The sequence below is a fragment of the Halomonas sp. R57-5 genome (genome assembly GCF_900070345.1).
GTDB lineage: Bacteria > Pseudomonadota > Gammaproteobacteria > Pseudomonadales > Halomonadaceae > Vreelandella > Vreelandella ventosae_B.
This window is the reverse complement of sequence record NZ_LN813019.1, coordinates 923,723-941,305: the sequence shown is the minus strand read 5'-3', so window position 1 is coordinate 941,305 and position 17,583 is coordinate 923,723. Positions and strand designations below refer to the sequence as shown.

Annotated in this window: 16 protein-coding genes; 3 read left to right on the top strand and 13 right to left on the bottom strand. The window is 57.2% G+C overall.

Translation table 11 applies throughout. The features are described 5' to 3' along the window. The 10 genes from HALO_RS04235 to HALO_RS04190 form a co-directional block, all read right to left on the bottom strand. On the bottom strand, positions 1-1,632 hold the full coding sequence (locus tag HALO_RS04235) for a glycoside hydrolase family 43 protein (RefSeq protein WP_035580563.1): 1,632 nt from the start codon (positions 1,630-1,632) through the stop codon (positions 1-3). After that, entirely contained in the window at positions 1,613-2,473 is an 861-nt protein-coding gene (locus tag HALO_RS04230) for a carbohydrate ABC transporter permease (RefSeq protein ID WP_050713099.1), read from the bottom strand. Before HALO_RS04230 ends, HALO_RS04235 begins: the two co-directional genes overlap by 20 nt. Continuing rightward, positions 2,470-3,402 carry a carbohydrate ABC transporter permease gene (locus HALO_RS04225; protein ID WP_035580569.1) on the bottom strand — a complete coding sequence of 311 codons (933 nt, stop codon included), beginning with the start codon at positions 3,400-3,402 and terminating at the stop codon, positions 2,470-2,472. Before HALO_RS04225 ends, HALO_RS04230 begins: the two co-directional genes overlap by 4 nt. 66 nt (positions 3,403-3,468) lie before the next feature. After that, positions 3,469-4,758: an ABC transporter substrate-binding protein gene (locus HALO_RS04220; protein WP_050713098.1), complete on the bottom strand. Its 1,290-nt coding sequence runs from the start codon at positions 4,756-4,758 to the stop codon at positions 3,469-3,471. A gap of 35 nt (positions 4,759-4,793) precedes the next feature. After that, entirely contained in the window at positions 4,794-5,564 is a 771-nt protein-coding gene (locus HALO_RS04215; protein WP_035580572.1) for an SDR family NAD(P)-dependent oxidoreductase, read from the bottom strand. A gap of 40 nt (positions 5,565-5,604) precedes the next feature. Further along, positions 5,605-6,768 carry a Gfo/Idh/MocA family protein gene (locus HALO_RS04210; protein WP_035580574.1) on the bottom strand — a complete coding sequence of 388 codons (1,164 nt, stop codon included), beginning with the start codon at positions 6,766-6,768 and terminating at the stop codon, positions 5,605-5,607. 37 nt (positions 6,769-6,805) lie between these two features. Next, positions 6,806-7,858, bottom strand: coding sequence for a sugar phosphate isomerase/epimerase family protein (locus tag HALO_RS04205; RefSeq protein ID WP_035580577.1), 1,053 nt, complete (start codon positions 7,856-7,858; stop codon positions 6,806-6,808). Positions 7,859-7,972: 114 nt separating this feature from the next. After that, positions 7,973-8,938 (bottom strand): ABC transporter substrate-binding protein, encoded by a 966-nt coding sequence (locus HALO_RS04200; protein WP_050713097.1) that lies wholly within the window; start codon positions 8,936-8,938, stop codon positions 7,973-7,975. Positions 8,939-9,052: 114 nt separating this feature from the next. Further along, complete coding sequence (locus HALO_RS04195; RefSeq protein ID WP_231896807.1) at positions 9,053-10,078, bottom strand: ABC transporter permease; 1,026 nt, start codon at positions 10,076-10,078, stop codon at positions 9,053-9,055. Beyond that, positions 10,071-11,582 carry a sugar ABC transporter ATP-binding protein gene (locus HALO_RS04190; protein WP_035580586.1) on the bottom strand — a complete coding sequence of 504 codons (1,512 nt, stop codon included), beginning with the start codon at positions 11,580-11,582 and terminating at the stop codon, positions 10,071-10,073. The genes HALO_RS04195 and HALO_RS04190 overlap by 8 nt, the downstream gene beginning before the upstream one ends. Before the next feature lie 215 nt (positions 11,583-11,797). Here HALO_RS04190 and HALO_RS04185 point away from each other — a divergent pair, with 215 nt between their 5' ends. The 3 genes from HALO_RS04185 to HALO_RS04180 are packed head-to-tail and all read left to right on the top strand — an operon-like array spanning position 11,798 to position 13,887. After that, the gene (locus tag HALO_RS04185; protein ID WP_035580589.1) at positions 11,798-13,036 is read left to right on the top strand and encodes an ROK family transcriptional regulator; all 1,239 of its coding nucleotides are present in this window, start codon (positions 11,798-11,800) and stop codon (positions 13,034-13,036) included. 42 nt (positions 13,037-13,078) lie between these two features. After that, entirely contained in the window at positions 13,079-13,255 is a 177-nt protein-coding gene (locus tag HALO_RS23195) for a hypothetical protein (RefSeq protein ID WP_022521938.1), read from the top strand. Next, positions 13,255-13,887 (top strand): hypothetical protein, encoded by a 633-nt coding sequence (locus HALO_RS04180; protein ID WP_035580592.1) that lies wholly within the window; start codon positions 13,255-13,257, stop codon positions 13,885-13,887. Before HALO_RS23195 ends, HALO_RS04180 begins: the two co-directional genes overlap by 1 nt. A gap of 75 nt (positions 13,888-13,962) precedes the next feature. Here HALO_RS04180 and HALO_RS04175 read toward each other — a convergent pair whose 3' ends face one another. The 3 genes from HALO_RS04175 to araH all read right to left on the bottom strand — a co-directional run bounded on the left by HALO_RS04175 (position 13,963) and on the right by araH (position 17,579). Next, positions 13,963-14,739 (bottom strand): SDR family oxidoreductase, encoded by a 777-nt coding sequence (locus HALO_RS04175; protein ID WP_035580595.1) that lies wholly within the window; start codon positions 14,737-14,739, stop codon positions 13,963-13,965. Positions 14,740-14,759: 20 nt separating this feature from the next. Then, on the bottom strand, positions 14,760-16,505 hold the full coding sequence (locus HALO_RS04170) for an IlvD/Edd family dehydratase (protein ID WP_035580598.1): 1,746 nt from the start codon (positions 16,503-16,505) through the stop codon (positions 14,760-14,762). A 63-nt stretch (positions 16,506-16,568) separates the two neighbouring features. Then, positions 16,569-17,579 (bottom strand): L-arabinose ABC transporter permease AraH, encoded by a 1,011-nt coding sequence (gene araH / locus HALO_RS04165; RefSeq protein WP_050713096.1) that lies wholly within the window; start codon positions 17,577-17,579, stop codon positions 16,569-16,571. Positions 17,580-17,583 lie beyond the last annotated feature (4 nt).

The following is a 17,583-nucleotide window of genomic DNA, read 5'->3' as shown; positions in this document are numbered from 1 at the left end:
TTATCTCGTCTCTGAAAGAGGGGCGCGGCGATAACAGAACGCCTGGAAATCGGCGGGGGTGCCGCGGCCGCTAATGTCGTGGGCAGCCATGCCCAGGAAGTTGCCGGTGAAGTAGCCGTGGGCGCGACCGCTGCCTTCGTCGGAGAGCAGGCCAGCGTCTAAAGCGGGCCCAATCGGCTGCCACTCCTCGCCACCTTGGGCATAGCGAAAGCGCAACTCCCGGGCGTGAATATCCAGCCCGAGCCGAATCGTGGTGCCAGGGGCAAGGCGCACGCTCGCATCAGCTATCTCCAGATTCCCGTTAGGCCAATCATCCAGGCAACTGATAATGCTCAGCACCTTGTCGCCTGTGTCATTCAGGGTCACCGCCAGATAATGGAATTTGAAACGGTTGTAGTAGGCGATCAGCCCGGCAAACTGCTGAATATCCTCGGGTTCAAATTCAAGCGTCGTTTCGGCACTGCAGTAAATGCTGTCCTGGCGCCGGGCCACTAACGCCTGCTCAAACCAGGAACCGACCGACTCACGGCCAAATAGGCGCAAGTAGCCGGGCCGCTCGGTAAGCGAAAAGAGCCGTTCAGGGTAGGGGGTGCGCAGCCACTGAAACGCAGCGGGCAGCGTGTCTGTTTCAAAATCGTAGTGCTCCTCCTGCGCAGGGGGCTTTTGTGTAACGCCACTCACGGCGACCTTTAACGCCGGGGTATTGCCTCCATTGGCGAGCCGTAGCCAACCATCAGCCCCCCACTCCACCCGCTGAATAGCGGTCTCGCGCCCCAGCGGTGAAAGCCGGGTACCCGGTAAGGGGCGGCCACATAAATGCACCAGGTAGCTATTACCTTCAGAGCTATGGCCTTCAGGGCTATCGACCAAATCCGCATGGCCCGCACGCTGTAGCGGGTTTTCAGGATCATGTTGACTCGTCAGAAGTGGATTGTTGGGATGTAACTGGTAAGGGCCTGTCAGCGTTTTAGAGCGCGCCATGGTGACCGCGTGCTGGTAGCCCGTGCCGCCTTCCGCCACCAGCAGGTAGTACCAGCCATTACGCCGGTAAAGATGCGGCCCTTCCGTCAGCTTCAGCTCGGTGCCCGTGAAGATAGTCGTAATGGCGCCCACTAAGCGGCGTTGCTCAAGATCGTACTCTTGCAGCACAATGCCGCCGAAGCGATCCCGCCCTTCCCGCTGGCGATAATCCCACTGCAGATTGATCAGCCACTTGCGGCCATCGGTATCGTGAAACAGTGAAGGGTCAAAGCCACTTGAATTCAGGTAGACCGGATCGCTCCAGGGCCCCTCGATACGCGGCGCTGTCACCACGTAATTATGTCCATCCTTGAAGTTCCCCTCATAACGCTTCATGTCGGTATAGACCAGCCAGAACAGCCCGTCGGCGTAGCTTAAGCAGGGCGCCCAGATTCCACAGGAGTCCGGATTACCGCGCATGTCCAACTGGCTGGCACGGTTCAAGGGCCGTGTGACCAGCGCCCAGTTAGCCAGGTCGCGGGAGTGGTGGATCTGAACGCCGGGGTACCACTCAAAGGTCGATGTGGCTAAGTAGTAGTCGTCGCCTACTCGACAAATAGAGGGGTCAGGATTGAACCCGGTCAGAATCGGGTTATGAATAACATCGTTCATTATGGATCCTCCTTTWTCCCTTAACCGAGCCGCCGGTCAGGCCAGCCACGATGTACTTCTGGGCGGCGAGAAAGAAAATAACCGCCGGAATGATGGTCAAAGTCACGAAGGCTAGAATCATGTTCCACTGAGTAAGGTACTCCCCTTGGAACTGCATCATGCCCAGTGGCCAGGTGTAGATAGAGCGGTCGTTGAGCACCACTAACGGCAGTAGGAAGTTGTTCCAGCTCTGCACAAACACAAACACGCCCACCGTGGCCAGAATGGGGGTCGAGAGCGGCAGCGTGAACGACCAGAAGAAGCGTAAATAGCTGCACCCATCGACGTAAGCGGCTTCAAAAAGCTCTTTGGGCAGTTGGTCAAAGAAGGCCTTAAACAGCAGGATGGCTAGCGACAAACCAAACGCCGTCTGGGGCAGGATCACCGCCCAATAGGTATCCAGCAGGCCCAAATCCCGCACCTTGATAAACAGCGGCAGAATGGCCGCCGCAAAGGGAAACATCAGGCCGAGCAGCAGATAGGAGAGAATCATCTTGGCGCCGAAGAAGCGGATCTGCGAAAACACGTAAGCAGCAGCGGCCCCCACCACCAGGGTTAAGAACACCGTCATTAACGAGATGAAAAACGAGTTACCCAAGTAGCGCCAGAAGTTGCCATCCAGCAAGATGCCGATGTAATTGCCCGCATCCCAACTATCGGGCAGCCACAGCGGATTGGTGCGCAGCTCAGAATTGCCCTTAAAGCCACCGAAGAACGCCGCTAACAGCGGGCCAATAACAACACTTGCCACCACAATCAGGACGATCACGCGCAGCGTGTTACGGGTAGTGATACTTTTCATGCCTTACTCCCCTTGGCCGTAGTGCGTTGGTAGAAGAAGGCGATCCCAATAGCGAGCACAAACAGCACCACCGCAGCGGCGCTACCAAAGCCAATATTGAGTCGTGAGAGACCGAAGCTATATAGGTAGGTAACGATGGTATGGGTCGAGTTGGACGGGCCACCGTTGGTCATCGGGATAATAATGTCGAAGATCTGTAGCGAGCCGATAATGGCAAAGAAACCACTCACCACGATGGCATGCTTAATCAGCGGGATTTGTACAAAGAGTGCGACTTGTCTTGGTTTTGCCCCTTCCAGCTTGGCGGCCTCGACAAGATCCTTGGGCACGCCCTGCAGGGCAGCAATGTAGATCATCATATGGAAGCCAAAGTACTTCCAAACGATCACAGTCATAATCGCTGGAAACGCCCATTGGTGATCGGCCAACACATACACCGACTCCTGACCCATGGCATGCAGCAGCGAGCTGGTAATGCCGTAGTCACCGTCGAAAACAAAGCTCCAGATAAGCCCAGCGGCCACTTCGGCCAGGATATAGGGAAGGAAAAACACCAGCCTAAACAGAGTGTTGGTGGGCGTTTTACGGTACACCAGCAGCGCCAGCCCCAGCGCCAGTGGCATCTGGATCAGCAGCGATACCAGTATCAGTTTGGCGGTATTCCACAGCGCGGTATGAAACACCGAGTGATCCAGCAGGCGCTGATAATTTTGCGAGCCGACAAAGTCACTGGGCGCACCGTAGCCATTCCAGGAGAAACCGCTGTAATAGACGGCATCCGCTAGCGGCAGAATGACGAACAGCGAAAAAAGGATTAACGCCGGTGGAAGCAGGATTAATAGCGCGGTGAATTTACCGCTCACCAAGCCTTTCTTCACCCGGTCAGCATTCCCTCTCCGCGGCACGGCGGTTCGGTCAAGCGTGGTCATGGCAAACTCCGAGGCAGAAAATCGATGAGCACGAGCGAAAACGCGCGTGCTCTTTTAGCGGGGAGATCATCTAAACTGCCAGGCTTCATCAACTTGGGCGGCGGCCTCTTCCGGAGTGATAACGTCTTGGGCCAGATCGCCACTAATGTCATTGATGGTCGCACCAACGGAGGTGCCCAGCGCTTGATCCAGGAACACTTGATGGAACTCGGACTCATCAAGAATTTCTGCAACCCGGCGGGCATAAGGAGTTTCAAGCGCTTCGGCCGAGCCCTCGGCGACCGGCACAAAGATCCCCGTCGCCGCCGCTTTACGCTGGTTCTCCGCATTGAGTAAAAAGCGCAGGAATTGAACCGCTTCGTCGGGCGCGTCGCGGGTGACTGCAAAACCGTTCATGCCGCCAAAACTCTGTGCGTTGCCCTCTCCACCTTCGACCTCTGGAAAAGGAATAAACTGCAAGTCGTCATCCGGTACACCCTCACCACTGACTGAGCGCTGCTTGGAAGGAAGATAATCCCAGTCGCCCATTACGTGGAAGGCGGCCTCGCCATCGCCAAACATGCCGCTGGCACGCTCGTAGGAAGTGGCCATAAAGCCGGACTGAAAAGGGTCAAGCTCAACCAACGACTGCAGCATTTCACCAGCACGTACAAAGGGTTCGCCGTTAAAGCCACCGTTGTCACCGCTTTTGGCCGCTTCGATGCCCTCGCCACCGGCTAGGCGGGTGACTAAAGAGCCCCAATAGAAGTGCAGCGGCCAGCCATCCTGACCACCGACCACCAGCGGGGTTATGCCCTCTTCCCGCAGCGCCACCACGGCGTTTTCAAAATCCGCCCAGGTCTTAATCGCTTCTACATCGACCCCCGCTTGCTCCGTTAGCGCGGTGTTCGCCCAGATACCCACCACTGTGGCGTAGAGCGGCGCGCCATAGACACGATCATCCAGGGTAAAGGCGCGCACTGCGGACTCAGGGTAAATATCCTGCCAGCCATCGCGCATCGGCTCGGTTAAGTCGCGGACAAACCCCGCATCCACCTGATCGCGCAGCCCTTCGCCGCCCCAGGTGTAATAGATATCCGGGCGCTGGCTGGACTGCAGCATGGTGGGCAGGCGCGTTTTATAGGCCTCGTTGGCAAGATATTCAAACTCGACATTAACCTCAGGGTGCTGCGACTCGAACTCGGCAACCACTTCGTTGTAGTAGTCCTTTTCAGCGCTGCTGCTCTCAATTCTTAATACTGTCACCGTGGTCTCAGCCGCCGCTGCGCCTGAACTCAAAGCAGCAGTAACGGCAATGGCTAGCGCTAAGGAACGCGGACGTGAACAGGACACGTTGTCATTGTTAGCTACCTGCATAATGTTCTCCTAATATTATTTCAACGTTAGCGGGCTCATGCCCAGCCGGCATCCACCGCCAACTCCTGGCCGGTAATCGCCTGGCTTTCAGAACTGGCTAAAAACAGCACGGCGGGGGCGATATGCTGGGCTTCAAGACGCATTTTTAGGCACTGGCGTTGTTGAATGGCGACTTCATCCTCAGGGCTAATCCACTTTTCGAGCTGGCGTTCGGTTATCACCGAACCGGGCACCAAGGTATTAACGCGGATATTGTGCTCACCCAGCTCCCGGGCTAGGCTGCGGGTCAGGCCGTGCGCCGCCGCTTTGGCGGTGACATAAGCGGGTAATCCACCCAGCGCCATCTGCACGCTGACCGAGCCAAAATTAATAATCGAGCCACCGCCCGCCTCAATCATCTGTTCAGCTGCCGCCTGGGCGGCAAAAAACATCGGCCGCAGGTTGAGCGACATTCGCTCATCCCAATAGGCCACATCCACCTCCCGCCAGTCGTGGCGGTCGTCGCTGGCGGCATTGTTGACCAGCGTATGAATAGGCCCGACGTTTTGGCCGGTCTCGGCAATAACCCGCTGCAGGCTAGCCACGTCGCGAATATCGCAGTGGTAATACAACGGCGCCTCGCCGGTATCGGCGCGGAGCTCATCGACCAGCGCCTCACTGGCGGCGTCGTTAATATCGACAAACACCACCCGTGCGCCCTGATGATGAAAGGCACGGGTAAGCGCGGCGCCGATGCCGCTGCCACCGCCGGTAATAAAGACCACACGCTGTTCAAGGCTTACATAGCGCGCTGAGTGCTGATTCATAGGGTTTCTCACCTCTCTCTTTTGCGTGTTTTAGCGTGCTCTAGACATCCACCCACCGCCCGCCGGCAGCGGACGAAGCCAGCGCGCGGGTGATAAAGCTCAGGCCGTCAACGCCGTCGGCCACACCCGGCGTGGGCGCGGCCAGCGCTTCAAGGCTGCCACCGTGTTGGCGGGCGTGAATTTGCACCGCGAAATCGCGATAAAGCTGTGCAAAGGCCTCGAGATAACCTTCCGGATGCCCCGCGGGAATGCGCGCTGCTGCCATCGCAGCTGTACCTAAACCTGGGCCATTGCGAGTTAAGATGCGCGTGGGCTCTCCTATCGGTGAGTGCAGTAACTGGTTGGGGGTTTCCTGGCGCCAAGTAAGGCCACCAAGGCTTCCATAAACGCGAAGCTGTAGACCGTTTTCGTTACCCGGCGCGACCTGACTCGACCACAGCATGCCGCGGGCACCGCCCTTAAAGCGCAGCAGCATATGCACGTTGTCATCCAGCGCACGGCCTTCCACAAAGGTGTGCATATCGGCGGCGAGTGATTCCAGTTGCAACCCCGTGACATAACGCGCCAAGTGGTAGGCGTGAGTGCCGATATCGCCCAAACAGCCCGCCGGGCCGCTGCGTTTGGGGTCGGTGCGCCACTCGGCTTGCTTGACGCCGCTCTCTTCCAGGCGGGTGGAGAGCCAATCTTGCGGGTACTCCACCTGAACGACGCGAAGCTCGCCCAGCTCACCGCTGGCGACCATCTCTCGCGCCTGGCGTACCAGCGAGTAGCCGGAGTAGTTATGGGTCAAGCCGAAGAACAATCCCGTCCGTTCCACCAGCTCGGCAAGGGTTTGCGCCTCTTCCAGGGTGATCGTCATCGGCTTATCGCAGATCACATGAAAGCCCGCTTCAAGAAAGGTGCGCGCTACGTCGAAGTGCACATGGTTGGGGGTCACAATGGCGACCACGTCGATACCATCCGAGCGCTTGCGCTCCGCTTCGGCCATGGCTTGGTAGTCGGGGTAGGCGCGATCATCGGCGACGTGTAGTTCCGCCGCGGCGTCTCGGCTGCGCTCGGGGTCAGAAGCAAAGGCCCCGGCCACTAGCTCGTAGTGGTCATCCAGCCGGGCGGCGATGCGGTGCACGCCGCCAATAAAAGCGCCCTGGCCGCCGCCCACCATGCCCAACCGCAGCCGACGCGGCGTGTCTTGTTGATTGCTCATATCGCTTTGTCCTGTCGTCTAGTGGAGGCCCAAATCGCTAAAGACCTAAGATGCGCCGATTGGCTGCCTCATCAGAGCCACCGTCGGCGAAGTCGTCGAATGCCCGTTCGGTGACTTCAATAATGTGGTCACGAATAAAGGTCGCGCCTTCACGGGCACCAACTTCCGGGTGCTTCAGGCAGCACTCCCACTCCAACACCGCCCAGCCGTGGTAGTCGTTGGCCGCCATCCACGAGAAGATCGACTTAAAGTCGATTTGGCCATCGCCCAGGGAGCGGAAGCGGCCAGCACGCTCTGTCCATGACTGATAGCCGGAATAAACGCCCTGCTTGGGGCTGGGGTTAAACTCGGCGTCCTTAACGTGGAACATCTGAATATGCTCGCGGTACACATCCAGAAAGCCGCGGTAGTCGAGCTGCTGCAGAATCAGGTGGCTGGGGTCGTAAAGAATGTGGCAGCGCGGGTGGTTGCCGACCCGCTCAAGGAACATCTCGAAGGTGATGCCGTCGTGGAGGTCTTCGCCGGGGTGGATTTCGTAGCAGAGATTTACCCCGGCTTCGTCAAAAGCATCCAGAATCGGGCGCCAGCGTTTGGCCAGCTCGTCAAACGCAGTGTCGATCAAGCCCGCAGGGCGCTGGGGCCAAGGGTAGATAAACGGCCACGCCAGGGATCCGGAAAAAGTGCCGTGGTCAGTTAGGCCAAGATTTTGCGATGCCTTGGCAGCCAACATTAGCTGCTCAACGGCCCACGCTTGGCGTGCTTTGGGATTACCGCGCACCTCCGGTGCTGCAAAGCCATCAAACATCTCGTCATAAGCTGGGTGCACGGCGACCAGTTGGCCCTGCAAGTGGGTAGAAAGCTCGGTGAGCGTTAAGCCGTGCTCGGCCAGGATGCCTTTGATCTCATCGCAGTAGGTGCGGCTCTCGGCGGCGCGTCTTAGATCGATCATGCGCGCATCCCAACTGGGAATCTGCACGCCCTGATAGCCTAGCCCCGCCGCCCAGGCGGCAATGCTTTCAAGCGTGTTAAACGGGGCTTCATCACCGGCAAATTGGGCGAGAAAGAGCGCTGGCCCTTTGATTGTTTTCATAGGACTCTCTCAATAAAGCGTTGATTAATTGCGTAGATAAGCGCGGGTGGGAGGAATGCTTTTTACCCGCGCCTATCTATCAGTACGCGCTATCAGTACGCGATCAGACCGTGTTTAGAACGGAGAGTCGGGGAAGTAGTACTGCTCGGCGTTCTCTTGGGTGATCAGCGGCGAGCCCAGAATGTACTCACCCAACACAGGGCCGTTGGAGACGAAGTGTTGCACGGTAAGATCCATCGCCGTGGCGATCATGGCGGGCGGRTAAAGCRSGCCTACCGGCACCAGCTCATCGCCGTCCATGACCCGCTTGATGATGTCCTTCATACCCGCGCCGCCGACGATAAACAGCTCATCTTCGCGATCCGCCTGGCGCACCGCTTCGATGACGCCCAGGGCGATATCGTCATCCTGGGCCCAGACGGCGTCGATATTGTCGAAGCGCGACAGGTAGTCCTGCATCACTTCAAAGCCATCATCGCGATTCCAGTTGGCGTGCTGCATATCGAGGATGTTGMCCTCGGAGCCTTCAATCGCCTCTTGGAAGCCTTGCACCCGCTCATCATCGATCACCGTGGGAATACCGCGCAGCACCACAATGTCGCCTTCATCATCAAGGCGCTCGCGGATGTACTCGCCGGAAACGCGGCCTAGTTCATGGTTATTCCCCGCTACATAGAGATCCTGGATCCCCTCTTCCGTCAGTCCTCGATCTACCACGGTGACGAACACCCCGGACTCTTTAACCCGGCGCACCGGATCGGTCAGCGGGCCAGATTCAAACGGCAGCACCACCAGCGCGTCGATGTTGCGTAGCGATACCAGGTCTTCCAGATCATTGGCCTGCTCACCTGCTGTGCCCGCGGTTGAGATGGTGATCTCTATATCGGGATAGAGCGCCTCAAGGCGTTTTTTGGCTTCTTCGGCGTGGTAGTTAACGCCCCCCGTCCAACCATGGGTGGCGGCGGGAATGGAGACACCGATGGTGTACTCCTGGGCAACGGCGGCGCCGGAGAGCCCTATTGCTGAAGTGAGTGCTGCAGTAGTGACGCAGGCCTTCACTGCTGTCTTGATGGTTCGCATAGTGATGCTCCTTTCGTGTTTGTAATTGTTTTGCTGTTTTTACTTGCTGTGTTGCGAGCTGCTAAGGGTTGATGTTGCGAACGTTTTTTTGGTTTTTACATTCGTTTCAGTGCCTTAAGGCGCTGCTTTTCTCCACGAGGCACGCTGCAGGTAGACCGCCACAATGATGATGATCCCCTGCACCGTACCGTTGAGATAATTAGAGATGGCGTCGGTCAAATTGAGAATATTGCCGATCATGGTGAGCATAATGGCGCCCACCACAGTGCCCCAGATGCGACCATGGCCGCCCTTAAGCATGGTGCCGCCGATGATCACCGCGGCAATTGCCTCCAGCTCCCAGAGCACCCCGGTAGCCCCTGAAGCAGAGCCCAGCCGAGGCACATAGATAATCGTCGCCAAAGCCACGCACACGCCTTGCAGCATGTAGGTCATGGTCTTGATACGATCCACATGAATGGCGCTGTATTCGGCGACTTGTTCATTGGAGCCGATGGCAAAGCAGTAGCGCCCAAAGCGCGTGTAGTTGAGCAGGATGTAGCCAATAATGGCGACAAACAGAAATACCCACACCGGAATGGTGATGCCCAGGAAGCTGCCGTAATACACCGGGCGATAGATATCGCGCACCGCCCAGTCCAGTGTCAGGGTGCCGCCATCGGCGAGATAAGTGACCAACGAGCGGTAAATTCCCATAGTGCCAAGGGTGACGATAAAGGCTTCGATCTTGCCTTTGGTGGTCACCATGCCGTTGATAAAGCCGGCGCACAGCCCCAGCAGCAGCGAGGCACCGACACCCAGTAGCACGGTGGTGACACCGGCACCGAACTGCTCGACCAGGCTGTTCATCAGAATAATCATCACCCCGGCAATAAAGGCCGCCATTGCCCCTACCGAAAGATCCAACCCGCCGGCGGTAATTACAAAGGTAGCGCCAATAGCAATAATGCCGATAAAGGCACTGCGGGTAAGCATGTTGGAGAGATTATCCAGCCCTAGAAAAGCCGGATTAATCAGCACACCCAGCAGCGCTAACACCACCAACGCTACAAAAGGCCCCCAGGTTTTCAGGTCTATGGCGAAGCCTTTTTGCTTGATCATTTTGTTAGCCGCTTTATTAGTCGTTTTGTTATTAGCCATGACGCTGCTCATCGACCTCTACTCCCTTAATGCCGGATGCGTACTGCATAATTTCTTGTTCATTAATATCCTCACCTTCAAGCACCCCGGTAAGTACGCCTGCGCACATTACCGCCACGCGGTGAGAAAGCCCGATCAACTCGCCCATCTCAGAAGAGATCAAGATGACCGAGCAGCCTGCTTCGGTTAATTCATGGATAAAGTGGTAGATCTGGTGCTTGGTACCCACATCAATGCCCCGGGTCGGCTCGTTGATAATCACGACTTCGGGGTCGATGGACATTACCTTGGCGAGCAACAGCTTCTGCTGGTTGCCCCCGGAGAGCTCCGCGGCAGTGCGCGCGGCCGTTCGCAGGCGGATATCAAAGCGCTGGATGGCCTGCTGGAAGGCTTGCTCCTCGCGGCGGCGGTCGATCAAAGGGTGACAGTGAGCGCGCAAATTGAGCAGCGTAACGTTGGAACGCAAATCCATATTGAGCACCAGGCCTTTGCCTTTACGATCCTCAGTCAAATAGGCAATCCGCTGATGCACCGCATCACGCAGGTGGCGCAGCACCACCGGCTGGCCGTTGCGCAGCACTTGGCCTGCACTTTTGCCGCGTAGGCCCAGCACCGCTTCGATCAGCGCAGTGCGTCCGGCGCCCACAATGCCGCCAAATCCCAACACTTCGCCCCGCCGTAGGGTAAAGCTGGCCTGCTTCACGGCACCGGGCACTACGAAGTCCCGCGCTTCCAGTACCGCCGGCGCATCCTCCGCCAGCTGTGTACGCGGTGGGTACATTTCAGTGATTTCCCGGCCCACCATCAGCCGCGCCAGCTCCTCTTTGCTGCGCCCGGCCATCGGGCCGCTATCCACCAAGTGGCCGTCGCGCAGTACCGTCACGCGATCAGCGATCTGCTCGATTTCACGCAGCTTATGGGAGATATACAGAATCGCCACGCCTCGCTCACGCAGGCGAGCGATAAGCGCGAACAGCACTGTCACTTCGTTTTCGGTCAGGGTGGCGGTGGGCTCATCCATAATCAGCACACGCACATCGCGGGTGATGGCCTTGGCGATCTCGACCATTTGTTGATCAGAGGTGCTTAAGTCTTTCACTCTAGCGCGTGGGTCAACGTCAGTTTCAAGCTCTGCCAGCGCCGCCCGGCTATGTTCGCGCATGGCACGCCGATCCAGAAACAGCCCACGGCGCAGTTCGCGGCCCAAGAAGATGTTCTCCTCCACGCTGAGCTGTTCCGCCAGCGCCAGTTCCTGGTGGATCATGACCACGCCGTCGGCCTCTGCTTCTCCGCTGGAGCGGTATTGCTTATTTTGGCCGTCTACTAAGACGTCGCCCGAAGTAGGACGAAGATACCCAGCAAGGATTTTGACCAGGGTCGATTTACCGGCGCCGTTCTCGCCTAGCAGAGCGTGTACCTCCCCCGCCTGCAGGTCGAGATCAACGTCAAATAACACTTGGTTTTCGCCAAACGAGCGGCACAGTTTGCGCGCTGATAACAGCATGGGGCCACCTGATAATGTCTGTTGTTATTGTGTTGGAGGCTTATCAACATCGATTGCTTTAGCGTGATGCTTTATTTACTTTAGGTGCTAAAATAAATATCTGCATATGCAACTTAAGTCGTATTTTGACAATCGCACTAACGCCCCACGATGAGGGCGCTAGCTAGATAGTTTGAATCACTGCAATTTTCTCCACCAACCCTAACGGCGACCCTATGGCCCTTCCGTCGACTGATACCAGCCGCCTCGACAATACCTTGGCGGTGATCCGCACCCTGCGTGACCAAGGGCCGGTTGCTCGCATCGATCTAGGCACACTCAACGGCATTAGCTCTGCCACCGTCACCTCGATCAGCGCAGAGCTACTCCAGCAGGGTTTGATCAGTGAACGACCACCCGAAGCGCCCCGCCCTACCGGACGGGGTCGACCAAAAACCTTGATCGAACTCGACCCGAATGCCGCTTGCGTAGTGTGTATCAAGCTGTCGATCAATGAGATCCAGCTGGTGGTGGGTGATTTTTCAGGTCAAGTACGCCATAGCGAGCACCACGCAGTGACCACCTTGGCGTTGAGCGCCGACGACTTGGAAGCACTGCTTGAAGAAAAGATCAGCGCTGTCTGCGCACTGCAGCTAAAGGGTTTTCAACGCTTGGCGGGAATCTGTTTGGCGGTGCAGGGCGTGGTGTCGTCGCAAAGCGGTACGATTATCTGGTCACCCGCTTTAAGCTTTCGTAACGCCCCGATATCGGCGCGTTTAGCAGAACGTTTTCACTGTAGCGTACTGTTAGAAAACGATGCCAACTGCATCGCTAGCGTGCTGGCGGCACAGCCCGATTATGCCGACTGTCCCAACTTGGTGGTCATTATGCTGGGTTACGGTATCGGTATGTCGGTGTTGATTAACGGCGTGCCCTTTCTGGGTGCCAATGGCTCCGCGGCCGAGTTTGGACATAGCAAATATCAGCCCGACGGCGCCCTGTGCGCCTGCGGGCGACGCGGCTGTATCGAAGCCTACGCCAGCGACTACGCACTCTATCGCGCCGCCGCCGACCATTTAGCGCTTCCCCCCGGCGACAGCGCGCACCCCTCCGAACAGCAAATGCAGGCGCTAACCCAGCTGGCGTTACAAGGTGACTCCGTGGCCCAGGAAATCTACGCCGAGGCGGGCCGCGCACTGGGGGTCGGTATCGCCAATGTGCTGGCACTGTTCAACCCTGATCTGGTGTTGATTACCGGTTCCGGCGTGCGCGGCTTTGACGCCATGCAGGCCGCCATGCACAGCACCCTTAACGAAGCCCTGGTGGCCGAGCTGATGGGCACCACGCGCATCGAAAGCTGCGCCTGGGATCGCGACATGACCTGCATGGGCGGCATCGCCATGGCGCTAAATGCCACCGATGGCGAGACGCTGTTAGATAGCCAGGCTAAGTCCGGATCGGCTACTTGCCTGTAGCCAAAAGGTCGATTAGCATGAAAATGTACAAGGGGGTATTTTATGTCTATTCATCAATTGACACAAAAAGTTAAGGCAGCTGGGCAGAACCGCACTCATGAGCAAAGAATGAAATTGCTTAAAGATGCGCACATCCTTGATTCACAAGGGCGTCTTGATAAGCGTTTTTTCAGTCCATCTAAGTCTAAAGGCAACCATACGGCACACGTTAAGACCTAATGTATTCATCAAAACCGACAATTGTCTATGGTTTTCATGGGTTAGATAAAGATATTGCCATCAGTATCCTGAACCAAAAATCTGAATTCAAACACAGTAATAATAAGTATGATTGGCTGGGCAATGGCGTTTACTTTTGGGAAAATAATCTTGAAAGAGCGCATCAGTATGCCCTTCAAGATAGCCAGCGGGCTGCTTCTAATGTTAAAGATCCCTTTGTACTGGGCGCAGTAATTGAGCTCGGCAACTGCCTGGATTTGCTTGACCAAAAATATAATGATTTTCTTAAAGAAGCTTATCAGCAGCTAAAAGATGATTTAGAGGCAGAAGGTACACCACTGCCTGAGAATAGATCGTTTGGAAAAACAGATTTTGATTTTAAAGCCCGTGAGCTTGATTGTGCTGTGATTCGTTATGCATGTGCCTTGGCCAAGGAACAGGGCGAACCCTTTGATTCTGTTAGGGCCGCTTTTATCGAAGGCGATCCACTGTACGATGGTGCAAGATTTTTCTCTGAAAACCATATTCAACTTGCCATCATTAATCCAGATTGTATAAAGGGTATTTTTTTGCCAAGAAAATCTACTCAAGAGATTGAACTCTCTGAAGAAAAACCGAATACTAACCTTTAAACTTATGAATAGCCTCTAAACTCCCTTCTCACCATACCCCCCCTCCTTGCAAACACTCAACGGGCATAACAATCGTCAGTCGTGATAGACCACGCTGCGCCCACCATCAATCGTTAAGCAGCTTGCGTTGATAAAGGGCGCTTCATCTGAGGCTAGAAAGACCGCCGTCATGGCCACTTCCTCGGGTTTCCCTAACCGCCCTGGAGGCAGCAGTGCTTCGATGCGGGCTTTCGCTGCGACAGGATTGTCGAAAGTTTGCCAATGCGCTTCTACCGCCGGGGTGGCGATATAGCCCGGCGCAATGGCATTGACCCGCACGCCGCGGGAGGCATATTCGATACCGAGTGCTCGGGTCAAACCGATCAAGCCGTGCTTGGCGACCGGGTAGGGAAAACAGCCGGGAATAATCGAGAAGCTATGGGTGGAGGCAATATTAATAATGGCGCCTCCGCCCTGCTTCAGCATATCGGGCAGCACCGCCCGGCTACAGTGCCAGGCGCCTTCCAAATCCACCGATAAGCAGCGCTGCCAGGCCTCGTCCGGCATGGCAAGTGGCTCATGGAAAACATTCATTCCTGCGTTATTGACTAGGGTGGTTAAGGGGCCGAAGAGCTTGCGAGCCTGCGCCACGGCGGCTTCCACCGCCGTACGTTCGGCAATATCGGCGACCAGCCTCTGCACATGGTGACCTTCACCACGCAACTGGGCTGCCAGCCGTTCGACGCTATCGCCCTCCCTATCCAGCAAGGCAACCTTGGCACCTTCGCGGACACAGGCTTCGGCAACGGCACGGCCAATGCCGGTGGCGGCCCCGGTCACTAGAATATGCTTGTCGGCCAGTCTGGCGGCCATCGCGACTCCTTTACAGTTAATCAGTGCGAATGACGCGGCACGTCAGACCCGCGGCAACCCACCAGAAAGTCGAAGTCGCAGCCTTCGTCGGCTTGGAGTACTCGCTCGATGTACAACTGACGGTAGCCGCCCTGGCTGGCGATCAGCGTTGAGGCGGCGGTGGGGTCGCTCTCAGCCAGTCGCGAAGCCAGCTCTTCATCGCTGATTTCCAAATGCAGTCGGCCGCTTTCGCAGTCAAGTTCAATCCAGTCACCGTTACGCACCGCGGCCAGTGGGCCACCGGCGGCGGCTTCCGGGGCAACGTGCAGCACCACGGTGCCGTAGGCAGTGCCGCTCATGCGGGCATCAGAAATACGTACCATATCGGTGATGCCCTGGGCGAGGATCTTGGGCGGCAAGCCCATATTGCCCACTTCCGCCATACCGTGATAGCCGCGTGGACCGCAGTGCTTCATCACCAGAATATCGTTGGCTTCCACGTCCAGGTCAGGGTCATTGATGCGCGCCTTGTAGTCGTCGAAGTCTTCAAACACCACTGCACGGCCGCGGTGCTGCATCAGTTCCGCCGTCGCTGCTGAGGGTTTGAGCACCGCGCCGTTGGGCGCCAGGTTACCGCGCACCACGCATATGCCGCCATCCGTGGTGAGCGGATTATCCAGCGGCCGGATCACTTCGTCGTTATACAACGGGGCGTCTTGGACGTTTTCCCAGAGGGTTTTGCCGTTGACGGTTAAGGCATCCTTGAACGGCAGCCGGTCGGCCTCGCCCAGGCGCCTGAGCACTGCAGGTAGCCCACCGGCGTAGTAGAACTCTTCCATCAGAAACCGCCCCGAAGGCTGCAAATCCACCACCGTGGGGGTACCGCGCCCTACCCGACTCCAGTCGTCCAGGGTCAGATCGACACCGATCCGCCCGGCAATGGCCTTGAGGTGGATCACCGCGTTGGTGGAGCCACCGATGGCGGCGTTGGTACGAATGGCGTTATCGAAGGCTTGCTTGGTGAGTATTTTAGATAGCCGCAGATCTTCGTTGACCATCTCGACAATCCGATTGCCGGAGAGGTGCGCCAGCACGTAGCGGCGAGAATCGACCGCCGGAATCGCTGCATTGTGCGGCAGCGAGGTGCCCAGCGACTCGGCCATGCAGGCCATGGTGGAGGCGGTGCCCATGGTGTTGCAGGTACCGGCGGAGCGGGACATGCCCGCTTCGGCGGCCATAAAGTCGTGCAACGATATCTCACCGGCTTTGACCTGCTCGGAGAGCTTCCACACCACGGTGCCGGAACCAATGTCCTTGCCCTTGTGCTTGCCGTTGAGCATTGGTCCGCCGGTGACCACGATGGTGGGAATATCGCAGCTCGCCGCGCCCATCAAAAGCGCCGGAGTGGTTTTGTCGCAGCCCACCAGCAGCACCACCGCATCGATGGGATTACCACGAATCGCCTCTTCCACGTCCATGCTCGCCAGATTGCGGGTAAACATGGCGGTGGGGCGCAGGTTGGATTCACCGTTGGAGAACACCGGGAACTCTACCGGATAGCCCCCCGCTTCCAGTACGCCCTGCTTCACGTGCTCCGCCAACTTACGAAAATGCGCATTGCAGGGGGTCAGCTCCGACCAGGTATTGCAGATACCGATAATTGGCTTGCCCTGAAACTCATGGTCGGGGATGCCCTGGTTTTTCATCCAACTGCGGTACATAAAACCGTTCTTATCGGCGGTGCCGAACCATTGGGCAGAGCGTAGGGGCGGCTTGCGATCAGACATAGAGGTCTCTCCGGAAAAAATCGGTGAAAAAGTTCATGGTGAAAAAGGCATCGAGATGTAGTGTTAGGCCCGCTGACGGCGAGTGTGTTTCCAGCGGTCAAACATCACTGCTAGCAGTAGAATCGCGCCGCGCACCAGGTATTGGTAAAAGGWAGGTACGTTAAGCAGCCCCATAGCGTTCTGCACGCAGCCCATAATCAGCACCCCGACCACCACGCCGGTAATCGTGGCCACGCCGCCGGATAGCGCCACGCCACCCAGTACACAGGCAGAAATTACCGCCAGTTCCAGGCCCATGGAGGTATTGGGGTCGCCCAGCCCCATGCGCGACGCCAGCAGTACACCCACGACACCTGCCACTACGCCCTGGAGGCCAAAAACAATAATCTTGAGGCGACGGACATTAACCCCGGCCAGTGCGGCGGCTTCCGAGTTACCGCCGGTAGCCAAAACGTTGCGCCCAAAGGCAGTCATATTGAGTATCACGCCAAAGATCACGAAACAGGCCAGCATCGTCCATACTGGCAGGGTTAGGCCGAGGAAGGAGGCGCTGCCCAGGTCAAAGAAGCCCGGCACGGTAATCATCACCGCGTCGCCGCCGGAGGTGATATAGGCCAGACCGCGCACAAACTCCATCGCGGCCAGGGTGGCAATCAGCGAGTTAATACCGAATTTGGCAATCACCAGGCCGTTAAAGGCACCCACCGCGCCCCCGGCGACAATGCCTCCAATCACGCCGATAAACACGCTACCGGTACTGGAGGTCACCACCGCTGCGACCACCCCCGCGAAGGCCACCGTGGAGGCCACCGAAAGATCCACCTCCCCCAGAGCCAGTACCAGCATCATGGTGGTGGCCAAACTACCGATCAGGGTAATCGAAAGCAGTAGCCCGACCATATTGCGGCCGGTCAGAAAATCGGGGATGAGGACGGCTAATGCCACAAACAGCAGCAAGAAAATCGCGATCAGTCCCGAGGTATCCAGCAGCGTGCGCAGCGGTTTGATCAGCCCCTGGCGCCCCGCTGGGCGGGCAGGTGTCGTCTCACCTTGGGTTGCGTTGTTAGTTGTCATGGTG